The sequence below is a fragment of the Streptomyces bluensis genome (assembly GCF_014650715.1).
In the GTDB taxonomy this organism is placed as follows: domain Bacteria; phylum Actinomycetota; class Actinomycetes; order Streptomycetales; family Streptomycetaceae; genus Streptomyces; species Streptomyces bluensis.
Genome location: NZ_BMVM01000030.1, coordinates 23758 through 38963, shown reverse-complemented (window position 1 = coordinate 38963; position 15206 = coordinate 23758). Strand labels below are relative to the sequence as shown.

Sequence of the window (15206 nt, the reverse complement as noted above, 5' to 3'; positions counted from 1 at the left end):
CACCCTGTCCTCTGCACAGCTCATGTGTCTGCCGCACACCCAGCCCGTGCGCTCCTCGTTGGTGGGCAGGCCACAACACCGTGACGTGTTCTGAGCAGAGCAGGGCCGAGGTCTGCGCGACTTGGCGCTCAGGAGGCAGGAGGTGGGGCGAGGTAGGTGTCGATCCATGACAGGCCGCCGAGGTCGAGGTGGTGGCGGCCGCGGGTGACGGCGACGTAGGCGAGGCGGGCGTCGGTGTCATTGACCGGCTCGAGGATCGGGCGGCCCTGGGCGTCGTGCTGATCGGTGTCCTTGGGCGGGGGAAAGTCGTGGGCGATTTTGATGGTGGGCCATTCGCGGCCTTTGGCTGTGTGGGCGGTGGAGACGGTGACGTCGGCGTTCTTCTCGTCGGTGAGTTGGTTGATCGCGGCGAGGATGGCGTCGGGGCCGTGGGTGTCGACGAGGTCGACGAAGGGCTGCAGATCCCGTCCGGCGGGGTCGTGTTCGGCGTACTCCTGCAGCTCGCCCCACGAACTGAAGAGGACGAGTTCGGGGTGGGCGGTTCGGCGGCCGTCTTTGAGGTCGCGGGCGGCGAGTGCCAGCGCGGCCAGGGTATGCCCGCCGCGGGTCAGAGCGACGCGGTGACCGTCGGAGAGCAGGCGCATGACCTCGGTCATGGCGCCGATGTTGGTGCGGCACAGCACCGCGTCCGGGCAGGCCAGGTCACCGACTTCGGCAGGAATCGTGTCGGTGCCGGTCAGGCGGATGGGCGCCTCGGCGAGCTCCAGCCACCGGTTGGCCTGCTCGGCGATGAGAGGACCGAAGCGGAAGGAACGGGTGAGCGTCAGCTGAGTGCCGTCGAAGCCGGTCATCACATCGCGGGCGCCGCGCCAGCCGTAGATGGCCTGGGCGGAATCGCCGACCATGACGAGCTGCGCGTGGTCGCGCTGGGCGGAGAAGACCTGTTCCAGGACCGGGTTGGTGTCCTGGGCTTCGTCGAGAAGGAGGAAGTCCGCCTCGATCTTCGGTTCGGTCAGGGCCCACATTTTCAGGTAGTGGTCGTGTTCGAAGCGGACCACGCCTTCGTCGGGGTTGTGCAGGTCGGCCCAAGCACGGTCGGCGAACGGCAGGACCGCCTGGGCAAGCTGGGTGTGTTCGGCGGGTGCTGTCAGGCGGCGCAGGGACGGGACGTGGTGGCGGGCCAGGGCGCGGTCGGCGGAGTGGCAGAAGCGGGTCACGGTGCGCAGCACGGTGTGGGACAGCGTCCTGAGGCTGATCTCGTGCTCGCCGACTCGGAGGGGCCGGGTGATGCCGAGCGCCTTGCCGATCTTCCAGGCGGGCTGGCGGGGGCTGTTGAGACGGCCTGCATAGCGGTGGCCGACGGCGGCGTAGGCCGTGGCATGGGCCGTCTTGCACTGGACGGTGCGAGGGAAGCGCAAGGCGGCGTCGCGGGCGATGTCCTTGTTGAAGGCGAGGTAACGGCCGCGACGCTGAGTGCCGGAGGCGAGCAGGGCGAGGGTGGTGGTCTTTCCGGTGCCTGCGCCGGCCTGCAGGACGAGGTGATCACCGGCGCGGAAGACATCGGCGGCGTGGACCTGTTCGTCGGTGGACGTGTGCAACAAACCCTCCGCGAGAAGCAGAAGACGGGGACTGCCATGGCGGCCCTCCGGGGAGGACCTGGCACAGGGGAGGGGCTTACGGCCGCGTCGGCGGGCAGCGGTGGTGCCGGCTGGAAAGGGCAGTGGCCGCGCAGGCCAGGACCTCTTCGGGCGTGTGGTGGGCGAGCAGGCCTTGAAGCCGGATCTCCAGGAGCCGACAGCGGTCCTGCTGCTGCCGGGCAAGTGCTGCCGTGACGCTCTGGCCCAGGAATTCCTTCGGCCGCTGGCCCAAAGCAGCTGCAGCCTGACGGATGGCCGCCTCGGCGCTGCGGCTGAAGGCGACATTGAGCCGCACCTGACCGTGCCGGTCCGGATAGTGCGTACTGAGGACGTCGATGGGCAATCGCGAGCCCAGCCGGCGCCGCAGCACGTGCAGGGCGTTGCCCGGGCTGTACGCGCGTTGCACGGCCATCAGCCGGGTCCGGTCGGCGTTCGCGGCCAGAGGCACGCTGCGGCCGGCGCGCTTGAGCTCGCCAGCCGTGAGGGGCCGGGTCAGAACGATCTCAACGGCGTGGTGCGACGTCACGGCCAAACCACCTTCTGCGCACGGCCCGACGACCGGGGCCGGTTACGGGTGGGCAGGCGGTTGTGGATGTGGTCATGGTGGATGAGCGGGTCGAAGGGTTCCCAGTCGGCCACCGCCAGGTCGGCGGCCGTGGGGGTGGCGGCGTGCTGCGGGCAGCGCTGGGCCCGCCAGCGCAACTGTTCGGCATACGGCAGGGCGCTGAGGTCGTAGACGGCCATGACCTCGGCGGGCAATGCCAGTTGGCCCCGTGACGCGGTGGCAGGCAGCAGCCTCCAGGTCCCGGCCAGGGCATCGGGGGCGAGCAGTAGGCGGGTGCAGCGCTCGCGACGCCGGGTCTGAGTAACGCACTGGAGTTCCTGCACCGGGTGGGCGGCGAGGTAACGCACGTACAGCATCTGCACGATGGGCCGGGCCGGGCGGCACACCGGCGTCTGCGACGTCGTCCCGTTGGGTGGGGCGGAGGGCGGGGTGAAGCGGCCGGCGTCGATCAGGCGGCGGGTGTTCACGGCCAGCACCCGGCGCAGCTGGCCCAGTTCGGGAATGGCGGGGGCATCCCGGGCGGGACACAGCAGGGCGTGCGGCAGGCGGCACCAGGCGCTGCCGTCTCCCGCAGGGTGCGCGACTCCGGAACTGACCTGCCAGTGGCAGCCAGCGGGTACCTCATCGGCCTGCACTTCGTGCGGGTGGAGAGGGACGAGCCGCTGGTCGCTGCGGTGGTACCACTCGATCCGGTTGCCGCAGTCCCGGCAGCGGCCGGCCTGACCGCAGCGCAGCAGCCGGCTGACGCCGCCGGGGGTCACCCGCAGGGAACGACGCACAGGCACGGCGACGGGGCTGCCGTCCCAGTGCCGAGCAGAAGTCGAAGGCAGGGAGCACATGCGGGCGAACCTGCCAGCCAACACACCGCACACGCGGCAGCGCTGCCGTCGTATCGCCCGGTCAGCCCTATGCGGGGCAACTGGCGTACGAAGCGGCGGCAGCACGTTCGATACGGCGTCGCCGTTTCGGGTGATTGCTGACGAGCGGTTCTGGGCCGTCAGTCGGCGACGGGACGGGGCAGGTCGTGGCCGCGGCACAGCGTGCCGAACAGCTCGTCAAAAGGGGTTCCCAGCACGTGAGCGAGGGCGTGCCAGGTCTTCAGGGAACCGATGGTGCGACCCTGCTCGATCTCGATGACCGTGCGCCGGGACAGGCCGCTGCGGGCGGCGAGCTCGTCATAGGACCACCCTCGCGGGCCCGCAGACGCGCGAGCTCCAGCCGCAGCGCGTCGAGGTCCGGGTCGGGCGGCAAGATCGTCACCCGTCCATCCGACGGGGCAGACCCCTGCCCTGTCAGTGCAGATCTCTGCCCTATTTACCCAGGTGGCGACGACGGCAGCAGGAGGGCAGAGGTCTGCACTACGGTGAACGGCTGCCCCCACTCAGACGAAACCCGGCGCGGCACACGAGAGGAAGACCACACGCCATGAGACTGTGCACACCATGCCCAGTGCCCCGCGCCTGGACCGTGGAACTGCGTTCGCACACCAGCGGACTCCTCCTCGTCTGCCAGCAGTGCCCGCACGGCGGCGCAAGGGTCACCGCGGCAGCCGCCCGCTCGGCAGCCCTCACCCACCTGGCCCGACACGCCCGCACCAACCCCCGTCCACACCACCTGCGGATCTGCCAGTGCCACGAACGCGGCTGCCGCTGGCACCCCCGCCACCGAGGCTGCACCGGCCCCATCCAACTCCTGCTCACACGTGAACGCGGCGGCCGGACCTGGCGGCTCGCCGACACCTGTACCGCATGTGCCACGGCGACAGACCAAGCCGCCATCGTGCCCGACACCACCCTGGCCACACCCCCGCACACTGCCGACTAGCGGCACAGACGTCAGCCCAACGGGCCGAGCGAGCGGACGCCGCCCTCCCGCACGGCACCTTGATGAGGATCTTTGAATCAGGCCAGAGGTGCTCATCCTCCTCGCTTGTTCCGGTTTTGGATCGTGCGGGGAATGGCGAGGAGCAGGAGCCGCAGCGGGATGGCGGGCGGCAGTTCTCAGGCGTCCAGTGGAGCTTCGAGGAAGGCCAGTACCTTGGCCACGAAGTCGTCGTGGTACTGGAAGATCCCTCCGTGCCCTGCGTCGGGGTAGAGCGGGACGAGTTGGCTGTGGGACAGGCGTGCGGCCAGGTCGAGGGTGTTGTGGCTCGGCACCATCCGGTCGCGCTCGCCGTTCGCGAGGAGGACCGGCTGGCGGATGCCCGAGAGGTCGGACGGGGTCTGGAGGGCCCCATCGGTGGACGGCCTTGAGTTGGGCGAGGAACGAGGGCGGGGCGATGGGTTTGTCGCGGTTGTCGGTACGTTCCGTCAGCCGTTGCAGGAAGGCGCGGCCGACGCGTCGGCCGTGGGTGGTGTCGGTGAAGAAGAGGTACTGCTTCGGGTCCTGGCGGGTCAGGGCTCCCTTGAGTGCGGCGCGGAGCGTGATCGCCGTGACTTTGTCGATGCCCTGGCCGCCGGCGGGGCCGGTGCCCGCGAGGATGAGCTTGCGGACCAGGTGCGGCTGCTCGGCTGCGATGACCTGTGCGACGAAGCCGCCCAGCGAGAAGCCGAACAGGTCGACCAGGTCGAGCCCGAGGGCGTTGATGAACATGGCTGCGTCGTGGGCCATGTCCTCGACCGTGCGGGGTGTGGTGCCGCCTGAGCCGCCGACTCCGCGGTTGTCGAAGGCGATGACGCGGCGGCGGGCGGCGATTCCGTCGACGATGCGTGGGTCCTAGTTGTCCAGGACCGCTGCCAGGTGGTTCAGGAGGATCAGTGGTACGCCGTCCTCGGGTCCGAGCTGCCGGAAGACGAAGTCGACATCGCGGACGGACACCGAGCGTGTCGGCGCGTCCTTGTACGAAGACGACGACGGCGGACGGGACAGGGGTGTTCCTGGTGCATTCATGACGGGGACTTTCTGCGTGTTGTTGAAGGCTGTGGTTCGCTCGTTGCCCCGTCGGGCCCCGCGGGCAGTGGACGCGTCGGCGGTCTCCTGGCCGTTGTCTGCTGGGTGGATCAGGGTGGCGAGGCGGGCCCGCGACCGCGGGGTCCACAGGCCGGTCACCGTGGACGAGCGGGTGAGGGCCGCCGCCCCGGTGGGCTCAGCTGAGGGCGTGCGTCTGGGACAGCCCCTGCTTGACCTGCCGGGTGACGTCGTCGGCGAGGATCTCGGGCAGGCCCGCTTCGATGCCGTCCAGGGCCTGGGCGGCGACGTCGGCCGGGTCCGCCTTGTCCGCCGTGGGCATACCGGCGGTCATGTCGGTGTCCATCAGGCCGACGTGCAGCGCGGAGACGGTGATACCGCGGGGTGCCAGCTCCTCGCGGACGGCATTGCTCATCGCCCAGGCTGCGGCCTTGGACGCCGCGTAGGAGCCGGCCTGGGCCGGGTGCCACCAGGAGATCACGGAGAGGATGTTCAGGACGGCTCCGCCGCCGTTGGCCTCGATGACCGGGGCGAACTCGCGGGTGACGGCGAGCGGCCCGTGGAAGTTGGTGCCCATCTCCGCGCGGACGGCCGCCAGGTCGCCGGCGATCAGCGGGGTGCCGAGGGAGATACCGGCATTGTTGATCAGCAGCGTCGCATCGGACGCAACACGGGCGGCCTCCTGGATCGTGGCCTGGTCCGTGACGTCGAGCCGCAGCGGCGTGACGCCGTCCAGGTCCACGGTCTCCGGCCGGCGGGCAGCGGCGTACACCTTCGCCCCGCGCTGCACGAGCTGCTCGGCCAGGCGGCGTCCCAGCCCCCGGTTGGCGCCGGTCACCACAGCGGTCGCACCCTTGAGTTCCATGATCCATCACTTCCGGTAGGTCAGGGGCCGCACCGGCGGCCCTCGCGAATAGATTACGTGCATAATCTAAAGTCGAGCCTACTATAGATGGCGAGTGTCATCTATTTGGGAGGTGGGCGATGGGCCGGGTATCGCAGGCGCAGGCGGAAGAGAACCGGCGCCGCGTCGTCGAGACCGCGTCGCGACTCTTCAAGGAGCAGGGAGGCCAGATCAGCGTCGCGGACGTGATGAAGGCGGCCGGACTGACTCACGGCGGCTTCTACAAGCAGTTCGCCTCCAAGGAAGCGCTCTTCGACGAGGCCACCACGCACGCCTTCGCAGCCTCGGTCGGAGGCACTGCGACCGAGGCTGCCTCTCCTGGGGCCGAGATCGACGCGTATCTGTCCACCGAGCACCGCGACGACGTGGCCGGCGGTTGTCCTGTGGCAGCCCTCGCAGCCGACATCGCGCGCGGCCAGGGCGGTCCCGCGGCGCAGCACCAGTACAGCGAAGGCGTCAGCGAGATGGCACAGCGTCTCGCCACGGACCAGGACGACGGCCTCAGTCGGCTGTGCACCATGGTCGGCGCACTCGTCCTCGCGCGCGCAACCAAGGGCGAACCCGTCTCCGAGGAGATCCTCGCCACCGCCCGCAAAGCGCTGGGCCGAGACGACTGACATCAGCGAAACGCTCAGCTCCCCGGAGTCAGGTGAGCCCCTGCGGAGGCCGGGCGGACTCGTCTCGACGGCGCTGGCCAGGCCCCCTGGGGAACAAGAGCAGCTCTGGGGAACGTCCTGAGTGCGGGTGGGGAAATCCAGAGATCCTCATCAACCTCGGCCGCCAACCGCCTGATCGCCCTACAGTGCACTGCGCATGAACGCCAACATCCAGGAAGACAACATTCCTGAGGTGTCTATCGGCATCTCACGGCTGATCCTGACGTTGGTCGCGCGGCACCGGTGCCCGTAACGTTCTCGATGACCGCGTGGTCCAGTCCCGGCCAGAGGAGCGGAACGCCGGGTTGAGGGCTGTCCGCAGGGACTTTCGAACCGTTCGGCAGACAACCGCTGGGGTATTGGGCTCAATAGAGTGAACCTGGGTCCTTCCGGGTGCGGGGCCCCACGTCGGGAGCCAAGGCCGCGAACCAGCGACCGACCAGGTTTGGGCGTGCGCGCGGTCGGTGGTGCGCTGGTGTCCGTGGCGGAGGACGCTGGACGAGCCGGTGCCTCCGCCCAGCCTCTTCCGGCCCTCGGCTTCTCGCACCCGGCGCTGCCTGATGGGGGAGCCGTCCGCGCAGAAGGAAGCCGAACAGGCCGCCCAGGCCCACATCGACATCCGTCGCCGACGCACCGAAGGCATGGTGCGGGTGAGGTCGTCGATGTGGGCTGCCAGGGTGGGGGCGGTGCCGCGGGCGGTGTCGAGTTTCCGGGTGAGTTCGGCCTGTTGCCGGGAGAGGGTTTCGTGGGTGGCGTTGCGGGCGGACAGGCCGGCGGTGGCGGTGCTCCCGCTGGTGAACGCAGGCGTCCTACTGTGTGAAGGGCACCGTCCCGCATTCGACCAGCAAGGAGCACCAGGCCGTGAACGTCGATATACCCCCGGACGTATGGCAGGCTAGATCTCATTCGATCCAGTCAGCATGCCGGTGCGGGCTGACTTGGCCACCCGGGAACAGGAGTGGAGTTGCACGAGGTTCACGCACCGCTGCCGACATCGACGCATCAGCCTCCCGGCGAGCCGCCGCAGACGACCAGCACGCCCAGGCCGTGACCGCCGCCACCACCGCCAGAACCCGCACCACCGAACTCACCGAACTCGCCACCACCCTAGGCACAGCCGTCGAACACCTGAAGACACTCGAACTGGCCCACAACACCGCCCGCCACCTCGCCGACCTGGCCACCGGCAACGCACCAGGTGGGTGAGTTGGTGGTGTTCGGTCGTGAGGGTGTCCAGCGGTGTGTCACCGGCGGCCTCCACCTGTAGCGGTCTACAACGCCCGCTGCACCGCAGACGTTTGTCACAGGCGCTGTTCTGCGGTGGTGATCTGCGCGAGGTGGGCGTCGCGGCGTTCGGCGTGTCGCCCTCGACGGTCACGGATGCCAGGCAGCCCCGAAGGTCGTCCCATGTCCGGGGCGTCGGCCAACTTCACGTACCGCCGCCAACCTCACCCAGGCCCTGGACATGCGCACCAACGACGCCACCGACGCCGCCGCCTCCCAGGACTTCGACACGCTCGGCGCCGCCGAACAGGCTTTGCTCAGCGAACAGGACCTCAACGCTCTGGAAGAAGAGCGCCGGTGGCGCCTGCGGCGCTCTCGCGCAGCTTCTGCAGCTCAGCTGCGACCGTGTCGCGCTTGTGCTGAGCTTGCTGGTGGGTTTCCTCGGCGGCCTGTTCGGCTTCGCGGGTGGGGTGTCCGTCGGGGGCTTGGGCGGGGGCCGGGTGGGCGCATGAGCCGCAGACCGGGCAGGGTGCGCCGTCGGTGAGGCCGGCTGCAACTGGAGGCATACGTCCTGGCCGCCCGCCTCGAACAGGTCGTCACCGCCGCCAACACGCGACTCCACCTGATGTCCGAAGGCCGCTACACCCTGCGCCACTCCGATCAGCAAGCCGCCCACCGAGCCCGCTCCGGCCTCGGCCTGGAAAAGGCCGTGGACAAGGAAGCGAGCACCAGCTCCCAGTTGGTCACGCTGAACGGCCTCTCCCTGGATGCCCGATCCTGGTTCGCCCGCAACGCACGGCACAGGGCCGACGGCGCGCTGCTGGGGCCGCTGGGTGAGGAGGATCTGCGGCTGGCCCTTGACCCGCTCGGCGATGCGGCTCCCGCCCTGCCGATCGTCACCTCCGGCGATCTGGCCCGGCTGCGCCGGACCCTGGCGGCCCTTGACCGGCACCAGGCCACCGCCGACCAGCACCTCGCCCACGCCCTGCGCACGGTCGACCGGCTCGCGACCGCCGTACGCACCCGCGAGTTCCTTCTGTCGTCCTGGCCAGGCAGCCTCCCCGAGTCGGAACGCATCCGCCGCGCCTATGTGACGGCGGCCGGCCGGCCCGCGTCTGCGTCCGCGTCCGACGGGGACGAACTGCTGCGTGACTGCGTCGAGTCGCTGTGCCTGCGAGTTCCTCGCGCCAAGGGCAGTCCAACGGCGCCTCTCGCCACCTTCGTCGCCGCGCTCGCCGTGGAAGACGGTCTCGCGGCGGGAACGCCCGGACTCACGGGGTGGGCGCGAGGCATCGGGGCCGGCGTGGAACTCGTCGACGCCTTCGCCGCCCAGGCACGTCGAGCCGCCGAGAACAGGCTGCGGCTGGTGGTCAGCCTGCACTCCGCGATGGCCGACGAGTGGCCCGAGACCCTTCTCGTCTGGCTGTTGGACGGCGAAACCCTCGTGGGACGTGAGGACTTCCGCTGCCCTCCGACGCAGGCCGGCGTCGAACAGCGGTTGGGCGCGGTGCTCGCCTGGGCGACCCGGCAGGCCCGGTGCACCGGATTCAGGCTCAAACGCATCGACATCGCAGCGCCCGCCGCGCTGCTCGCCTGCTGGCGCCCCGAGGAAGCCAGGCTCGGGCAGCGACTGGGGCTCTACTACGACATCGTCCTGCGCTGGAGCGACCGGCTGAACCTCCCCGCCCACCTAGGCCTGATCAACGAGTTCGCCCGGAACCAGCTCGACGAGATGAAGGACGGCCCGGCCACGCCCGTGAACTGGCTCGACAAGGCCGAACTCAGCGCGGTGCAGAAGCTGGTGGAGAGCCTCGGCAACGGCTGCTACGGCGGCGCGCTGGCGCTGCGACACCGCCCGGAGCGGCTCCAGGAACTCCTGGAACCCCTGCTCGCGTACGCCCCGATGGTGCTGTGGCCGGACGGCACGGGAGATTTGCCGCAGGCGTCGCAGGACAGCGTGGAACGCAACTGGGCGAGACTCCCCGGAGAGTTCAGCGCCGCCTACCGCACCTCCTGGAAGCAGGGGGACCCGGCGCACGAGCATACTGATCTCGCCCGGGTGCGTTCCGTGTGGCTGGACGAGCAATGGCTGGACTTCTGCGATGCGTTCGCGAACGACTCGGTCGATGGAGAGAACCCGCGATGACCTGGACACCCTTCTACGTCGGCGACGGCACCCCCCGGGACGTGGACCTCGGTGCCCCGCCGCCCTGGCGCACCTTCCCCCGGCAGCCCCGGCCCGAGCGGTTCCAGCCGCCACCCGGGCTCGTCGAGGCCGTGAACGCCGCGCTCGCCCTGCGCCGTCCGCTGCTGCTGACGGGCGCGCCCGGCTCCGGCAAGTCGTCGGTCATCAAGCAGGTGGCGACGGAGTTGCGGCTCGGGGAGCCACTGCGCTGGCACATCACCTCACGCAGCACCCTCGTGGACGCGCTCTACCGTTACGACGCCCTGGGGCGCATCCACGCGCAACGCCTGGGCGGCGACTCGGGTACCGACGACATTGCCCCCTTCCTGCAGCTCGGACCGCTGGGGACGGCACTGCTGCCGTCGAAGGCGCCGTCCGAGCAGCCCCGCGCCCTGCTCATTGACGAGATCGACAAGAGCGACCTCGATCTGCCGAGCGATCTGCTGGACGTGCTGGAGCACGGGGAGTTCGAGATCCCGGAGCTGGCGCGGTACCGGGACGACGACGTGGACGTGCGGGAATGGGAGAGCGATGCCGTCCATCGGATCGTCAAGGGCCGCGTGCGGTGCGACAACTTCCCCTTCATTGTGCTGACGAGCAACGGCGAGCGCGACTTCCCGGCCGCCTTCCTGCGACGCTGCATCCGGTACACGATGCCGATGCCGGACACGGAGTCGTTGCGGAGGGTGGTGGCGGCCCACTTCGAGACCGATGTGGCGCCCTCGGGTCCGGTCGACTCGCTGATCGTCACGTTCGTCGACCGGCTGCGGGCGGGCGAGAGCCTGGCCGTGGACCAGTTGCTCAACGCCGTGCACGTCCTGACCGGTGCCCAGGCGCCGGAGGGAGCCGCCGCCGAGGAGGTCAGGGAACTGATCCTGCGTGAGCTGACCGGTGCCTGAGGAAGCGGACGGGCCGGGGGATTCCCCGGGCGTGGAGCGGGTCACCGGCCTGAACGGGGCCGTGTCGGCGATCGGCGCCATGGCTCCGGGGCTTGACGGGACGGCGCTCGCGGAGGCGCTGTGGCTGGCCTCCCGTATGGCCGCCGGCTCGGCCTCGCCCGCACCCGAAGAACCGGCGCCGGCGTCGGCGCAGGCTCCCGCATGGACCGGGCCGTCCGTCCAGCGCCTGCCGCGCGTCGGTGACTTTGTGCGCCAGAGCCCTCCGACGGCACCGGAGAACCGGTCGGCCCGTCCCCTCCACGAGCGGCTGCCCGGATCCACCGGCCAAGTCCCCGGTGACGCGGTCGCCGTCCCCCGGGCGACGGCGCTGCCGTCGGCGCTGGAGATGACGCGTGCCCTGCGCCCCTGGAAACGCCCGTGGCGCACGGGGCGGCGGCAGGCGCTCGACCTCGACGCGACCGTGGCGGGGTACGCCCGGAGCGGGGAGCTGATCCCGGTCTTCGCTCCCGCTCCAGAACGCTGGTTCGACCTCGTGCTCGTTGTCGACCGCTCGCCCTCGATGCAGGTGTGGCGGGAGACCGTCAGCGCCTTCGCGGGGCTGCTCGACCGACTCGGCGCGTTCCGCACCCTGCAGGTGCGCGACCTCACCGTGGACCCGGATGACGGCGTCGGCCTCACCGACCGTCAGGGCCTGCCGACCTCGACCGGTCAGCTGGGCTCCCCCGACGGCCGTCGGCTGATCGTCGTGGTGTCGGACTGCGCGGCACCTGCCTGGCGGGCACCAGAGATCTGGCAGCAGCTGCGGGCCTGGGCGGGCCATGAACCGGTGGCCCTGCTCAACCCGTTGCCGCCCAAGCTGTGGCGGCGCACCGGACTCGATCTGCCGACCGTGCGAGTGTCCCCGGACGCCCCGGGCACCGGCAACACGGGACTCCGCTTCCGGCTGCCTCCGCTGCTGGCCGTCGGCGAGGCGGACCCCGACGAGTGGCTCGCGCTGCCGGTGCTCTCGCTCTCCCCTCACGCACTCGGGCGCTGGTCGCGGACAGTGATGCTGGCCGCCCCCGAGGGCTGCTCGGCGGCCCTGATCCCGCCCGCCGGCCGCCCGACTCCGCTCGGCACGGGCCGTCCCCCTGCCCGCAGAAGCGCCGAGGCCCGAACGGACGGATTTCTGCGCACCGCGTCGCCCTCGGCCGCCCGTCTGGCGATGCTGACCTCCGTGTTCGACCGGCTGAGTTTGGCCCTGCTCCATGTGCTCCGCCAAGAGCTGGTGCCCGAGGCCACGACCGAGGACCTGGCCGAGCTGCTCGGCTCCGGGCTGTACGCACTGGACACGGACACCGGCGGCCCGGTGACACTGACGCCCGCTCCCCAGGTGCGGGCCCGCCTGGAAGAGGCGTTGACGGAGCACGACACCATGCGGCTTAACCGGGTGCTGGACCGGTACATCTCCTCGGGTCAGGGCGGCGGGGGACGACTGTCGGCGGTGGCGGGCCGACCGGACGGCGAGGAGGTGATCGCCGCGGAGGCCACGGCGGCGGGCGTCGCATGGGGTCGGACGCTGGAGCTGCTCGGGCTCCCCCTGGCGACCGGCGGTACGGAACCGCCGGAGAGCGTCGGGGCGGCGACGGAGCCCGCGGATGCCACCGACCTCGCGCTGCGGGTGGCGCTGGCGATGTTGCCGCAGGACCGGCAGGCGGAGGCGGGCGAGCTGCACGAGACCGTGCACTCGGTCGTCACCCTGCTCGCCGCGCGGGGCCTCGCGGTCGACAGGGCGGTTCTGCTGAGGCAACTGGAGGCTTCCGTCGTCCAGTTCGTCACGCGGCCCGCCGTTCTGGAGGACGACCGGGACCACGAGCCGTGGTCGCCGGACGGTGATGGCACCCGAGGACGGGAGTTCTGGGAGCGCTATCTGAGGTTCCTGGAGTACGAGCGGATCCTGCCGCCGGCACAGGTCCGTCAGCTGGACGATGTCACCCGTGACCTGCTGTCCCAGCTGGAGGACCCTCGTCGGCCGGGCAGTTGGCGGCGCACGGGTCTCGTCATGGCGCCCGTCGGCTCGGGCAAGTCCACCTCGGTGATCGCCCTGGCCGCCAAGGCGGTCGACGCCGGCTACGGCACGGTCGTCATTCTGGCCGGTACGACCAATGCCGCACGCGATCAGATGCAACAGCGCGTGGACGAGGGGCTGTTGGGCTTCGATAGTCAGTACGCGGCGAGTTCGGAAACCGGCGGTCGGATCGGCGCGGGTGCCATGCCCCATGCCCGCGCCCTCCCCATCGTGTCCGTGACGACCCGTGGCGAGCAGGGCGACTTCTCGCTGTACAAGGCCATAGGCCTCAGGCATCCTTCCCCTGCCCACCCGCAGATCTTCGTGATCAAGAAGAGCCGTAGGATCGTCGACAGAGTCCGCGACTGGCTCATGCACACCTCACAGCCCGAAGACCGGCCCATGCTCGTCATCGACACGACAGGCGACGCGAGGGGCACGCTCAGCTCTCCCTCGAAAGTGGACGAGAGCGTGGAGCGGTTGCTGTCCTCGTGTTCCAGGGTCGGCTATGTCGGCTACACCTATACGCCCTTCCTCACGACATCGCAGGTCCTCCCCGACTTCATCTACCACGTCCCGAAGCCCATTGGTCACTTCGGCCCCGAACAGCTCTTCACCGACACGGAGCAACCGCTGCCCCTGGTCCGCACGGTGTTCGATCAGGACCGCTGGCTGCCGCCTGGGCATCGGGCCGACCACGTGCCGGGCCGGGAGCTGCCGGACTCTCTCTTCACCGCGCTGAAGTCGTTCGTGCTGGCGTGTGCCGCACGCCGAGTCCGAGACCGGAAGCGGACGAGTAACTCGATGCTGGTGTCCGTGAGTCGGTTCGTCGCGGTCCAGACGCGAGTCTGCGACCAGCTGGCCGAGCGGGTCGGCGTCATCGCCGAGGACCTCAGAGACCGGCGCGGCCCGCGCGGACAGCGGCTCATGGCCGACTTCGAGGAGTTGTGGCGCCAGGACTTCGTCCCGACCAGCGAAGCGATCGCCGACGCGGCCGTAACGGCGGTCTCATGGAAACAGGTGGCCGACCAGCTGCCGATCGTGGCCCAACAGTTGGTCGTCGTCACGGCCAACTCCGCCTCCGACATGATGCCCCACTTGCACGAGAGCGAATACGGCGGTCTGAACATCGTGGCGGTCGGCGGCGCCAAGCCGGCCCAGGGCCTGCCTCTCGAAGGGCTCACCACCAGCTACTGTCTCCGAGCCCCGGCCAACTACGAAACCCTGCGCCTGCTGACCACGCCGTTCGGGCCCCACACCGGTTACCAGGACCTGTGCCGACTTTACGCCACGCTGGAAGTCCTTGACACCCAACACCGGTTGACGGCGAGGATCAACGGACAGCGCAAGGAACTGCAGGAGCTGGCCGGTCTCGACATCACCCCCGCCCAGGCCGTCTTGCGTGTCCGGGCCACGCATTCGCCCGGCAGGTCGTGGGAGACCCTGGACTTCACATTGGCCCTCGAGAGGGTGCGGCAGAACTTCCGGACCCTGGAGGCATTCATCCGCAGCCTCGGCCGAGCCGGCACCCCGGACCCACGCACCGCCGCGAACCTGCTGTGGCATGGCGTCACACCCGCGAAGATCGCGGAGTTCCTCGACGCCTATCTGCCAGGTTCGGAGCCATCGTGGAACCGGCTCGCCGAGATCTGCCGGTACCTGCGCCGGGGCGCTGGCCTAGGAGGGCTGGGCGAGTGGACCGTTCAGTTGGTGAGCCCGCCGAAATCACCGGTACTGGTTGAGGTTGCGGGGCATCGGGTCGGCACGGTTCGCCGTGCTCCGTTGCCGCGCGGCAACGAGGACGGGTTCAGGATCCGGCGGCTGTCCGCTGTCGGAAACGAGTACGCGGATCTCGACCCGGACCAGTACCTCAGAGCTATCGACGCGACACGCTCCGCGGCGGCGGTCGATCCGGCTCGTTCGGCCCGGGGTCATGAGCCGACGCGGCCCTCCCGTGCGGCGGTGGAGGCCGTGCGCCGCCCGGACCAGGCTCTGTTGTCGCTCTACCTGGTCCGGGGGGAGGAGACCGTCGACTATGAGGTCACGGCTCCGCTGGTGGGCCTGGCCGTGTCCCTGCCACGCTCGGCCGCGCTGTCCGAGCCCTCCTCCCCGCTCAGCTGAGCGGCGGCCCAGGTTCCGGAGTCGGTACCGGGTCCGGGATCGGGAGCCGGTCCGGGGCGCC

The 15206-nt window shown here is 70.2% G+C and carries 12 protein-coding genes and 2 pseudogenes; 6 read left to right on the top strand and 8 right to left on the bottom strand.

The annotated features are described in order from the left end of the window. Window positions 1–128: 128 nt before the first annotated feature. From IE262_RS37490 to IE262_RS37475, 4 genes and pseudogenes are all read right to left on the bottom strand, one after another. Window positions 129–1598, bottom strand: coding sequence for a UvrD-helicase domain-containing protein (locus IE262_RS37490; RefSeq protein ID WP_189880034.1), 1470 nt, complete (start codon window positions 1596–1598; stop codon window positions 129–131). Window positions 1599–1674: 76 nt separating this feature from the next. Then, window positions 1675–2163 carry a hypothetical protein gene (locus IE262_RS37485; protein WP_189880032.1) on the bottom strand — a complete coding sequence of 163 codons (489 nt, stop codon included), beginning with the start codon at window positions 2161–2163 and terminating at the stop codon, window positions 1675–1677. Further along, window positions 2160–2987, bottom strand: coding sequence for a DUF6083 domain-containing protein (locus IE262_RS37480; protein ID WP_308432844.1), 828 nt, complete (start codon window positions 2985–2987; stop codon window positions 2160–2162). The genes IE262_RS37485 and IE262_RS37480 overlap by 4 nt, the downstream gene beginning before the upstream one ends. A gap of 212 nt (window positions 2988–3199) precedes the next feature. After that, window positions 3200–3462, bottom strand: a pseudogene (locus IE262_RS37475) (helix-turn-helix transcriptional regulator). 189 nt (window positions 3463–3651) lie between these two features. On the opposite strand from IE262_RS37475, the gene IE262_RS37470 reads away from it, so the two are divergent. Further along, complete coding sequence (locus IE262_RS37470) at window positions 3652–4026, top strand: hypothetical protein (protein ID WP_308432843.1); 375 nt, start codon at window positions 3652–3654, stop codon at window positions 4024–4026. 176 nt (window positions 4027–4202) lie between these two features. On the opposite strand, the gene IE262_RS40040 is transcribed toward IE262_RS37470, so the two are convergent. The 4 genes and pseudogenes from IE262_RS40040 to IE262_RS37460 form a co-directional block, all read right to left on the bottom strand. After that, window positions 4203–4361: an alpha/beta fold hydrolase family protein gene (locus IE262_RS40040; RefSeq protein WP_229877931.1), complete on the bottom strand. Its 159-nt coding sequence runs from the start codon at window positions 4359–4361 to the stop codon at window positions 4203–4205. 343 nt (window positions 4362–4704) lie between these two features. Next, a pseudogene (locus tag IE262_RS40035) lies at window positions 4705–4875 on the bottom strand (alpha/beta fold hydrolase); the annotation flags it as partial. Window positions 4876–4917: 42 nt separating this feature from the next. After that, on the bottom strand, window positions 4918–5091 hold the full coding sequence (locus tag IE262_RS40030; RefSeq protein WP_229877928.1) for a hypothetical protein: 174 nt from the start codon (window positions 5089–5091) through the stop codon (window positions 4918–4920). A 196-nt stretch (window positions 5092–5287) separates the two neighbouring features. Next, on the bottom strand, window positions 5288–5974 hold the full coding sequence (locus IE262_RS37460) for an SDR family oxidoreductase (RefSeq protein WP_134041485.1): 687 nt from the start codon (window positions 5972–5974) through the stop codon (window positions 5288–5290). A gap of 119 nt (window positions 5975–6093) precedes the next feature. Between IE262_RS37460 and IE262_RS37455 the strand changes: the two genes are divergently transcribed. The 5 genes from IE262_RS37455 to IE262_RS37435 all read left to right on the top strand — a co-directional run bounded on the left by IE262_RS37455 (window position 6094) and on the right by IE262_RS37435 (window position 15145). Further along, the gene (locus IE262_RS37455; protein WP_189880027.1) at window positions 6094–6630 is read left to right on the top strand and encodes a TetR family transcriptional regulator; all 537 of its coding nucleotides are present in this window, start codon (window positions 6094–6096) and stop codon (window positions 6628–6630) included. A 1086-nt stretch (window positions 6631–7716) separates the two neighbouring features. Further along, entirely contained in the window at window positions 7717–7875 is a 159-nt protein-coding gene (locus IE262_RS37450) for a hypothetical protein (RefSeq protein ID WP_189880026.1), read from the top strand. A gap of 643 nt (window positions 7876–8518) precedes the next feature. Beyond that, window positions 8519–10039, top strand: a complete 1521-nt coding sequence (locus IE262_RS37445; RefSeq protein WP_373305227.1) for a vWA-MoxR associated conflict system protein — start codon at window positions 8519–8521, stop codon at window positions 10037–10039. After that, entirely contained in the window at window positions 10036–10977 is a 942-nt protein-coding gene (locus tag IE262_RS37440) for an AAA family ATPase (RefSeq protein ID WP_189880024.1), read from the top strand. The genes IE262_RS37445 and IE262_RS37440 overlap by 4 nt, the downstream gene beginning before the upstream one ends. Further along, window positions 10970–15145 carry a Z1 domain-containing protein gene (locus tag IE262_RS37435; protein ID WP_189880022.1) on the top strand — a complete coding sequence of 1392 codons (4176 nt, stop codon included), beginning with the start codon at window positions 10970–10972 and terminating at the stop codon, window positions 15143–15145. Before IE262_RS37440 ends, IE262_RS37435 begins: the two co-directional genes overlap by 8 nt. Window positions 15146–15206 lie beyond the last annotated feature (61 nt).

Coding starts and splice junctions, on each gene's coding strand:
- IE262_RS40040 (WP_229877931.1), bottom strand. CDS start 4,361: ATGGTGCCGAGCCACAACACCCTCGACCTGGCCGCACGCCTGTCCCAC.
- IE262_RS40030 (WP_229877928.1), bottom strand. CDS start 5,091: ATGAATGCACCAGGAACACCCCTGTCCCGTCCGCCGTCGTCGTCTTCG.
- IE262_RS37460 (WP_134041485.1), bottom strand. CDS start 5,974: ATGGAACTCAAGGGTGCGACCGCTGTGGTGACCGGCGCCAACCGGGGG.
- IE262_RS37455 (WP_189880027.1), top strand. CDS start 6,094: ATGGGCCGGGTATCGCAGGCGCAGGCGGAAGAGAACCGGCGCCGCGTC.
- IE262_RS37445 (WP_373305227.1), top strand. CDS start 8,519: ATGTCCGAAGGCCGCTACACCCTGCGCCACTCCGATCAGCAAGCCGCC.
- IE262_RS37440 (WP_189880024.1), top strand. CDS start 10,036: ATGACCTGGACACCCTTCTACGTCGGCGACGGCACCCCCCGGGACGTG.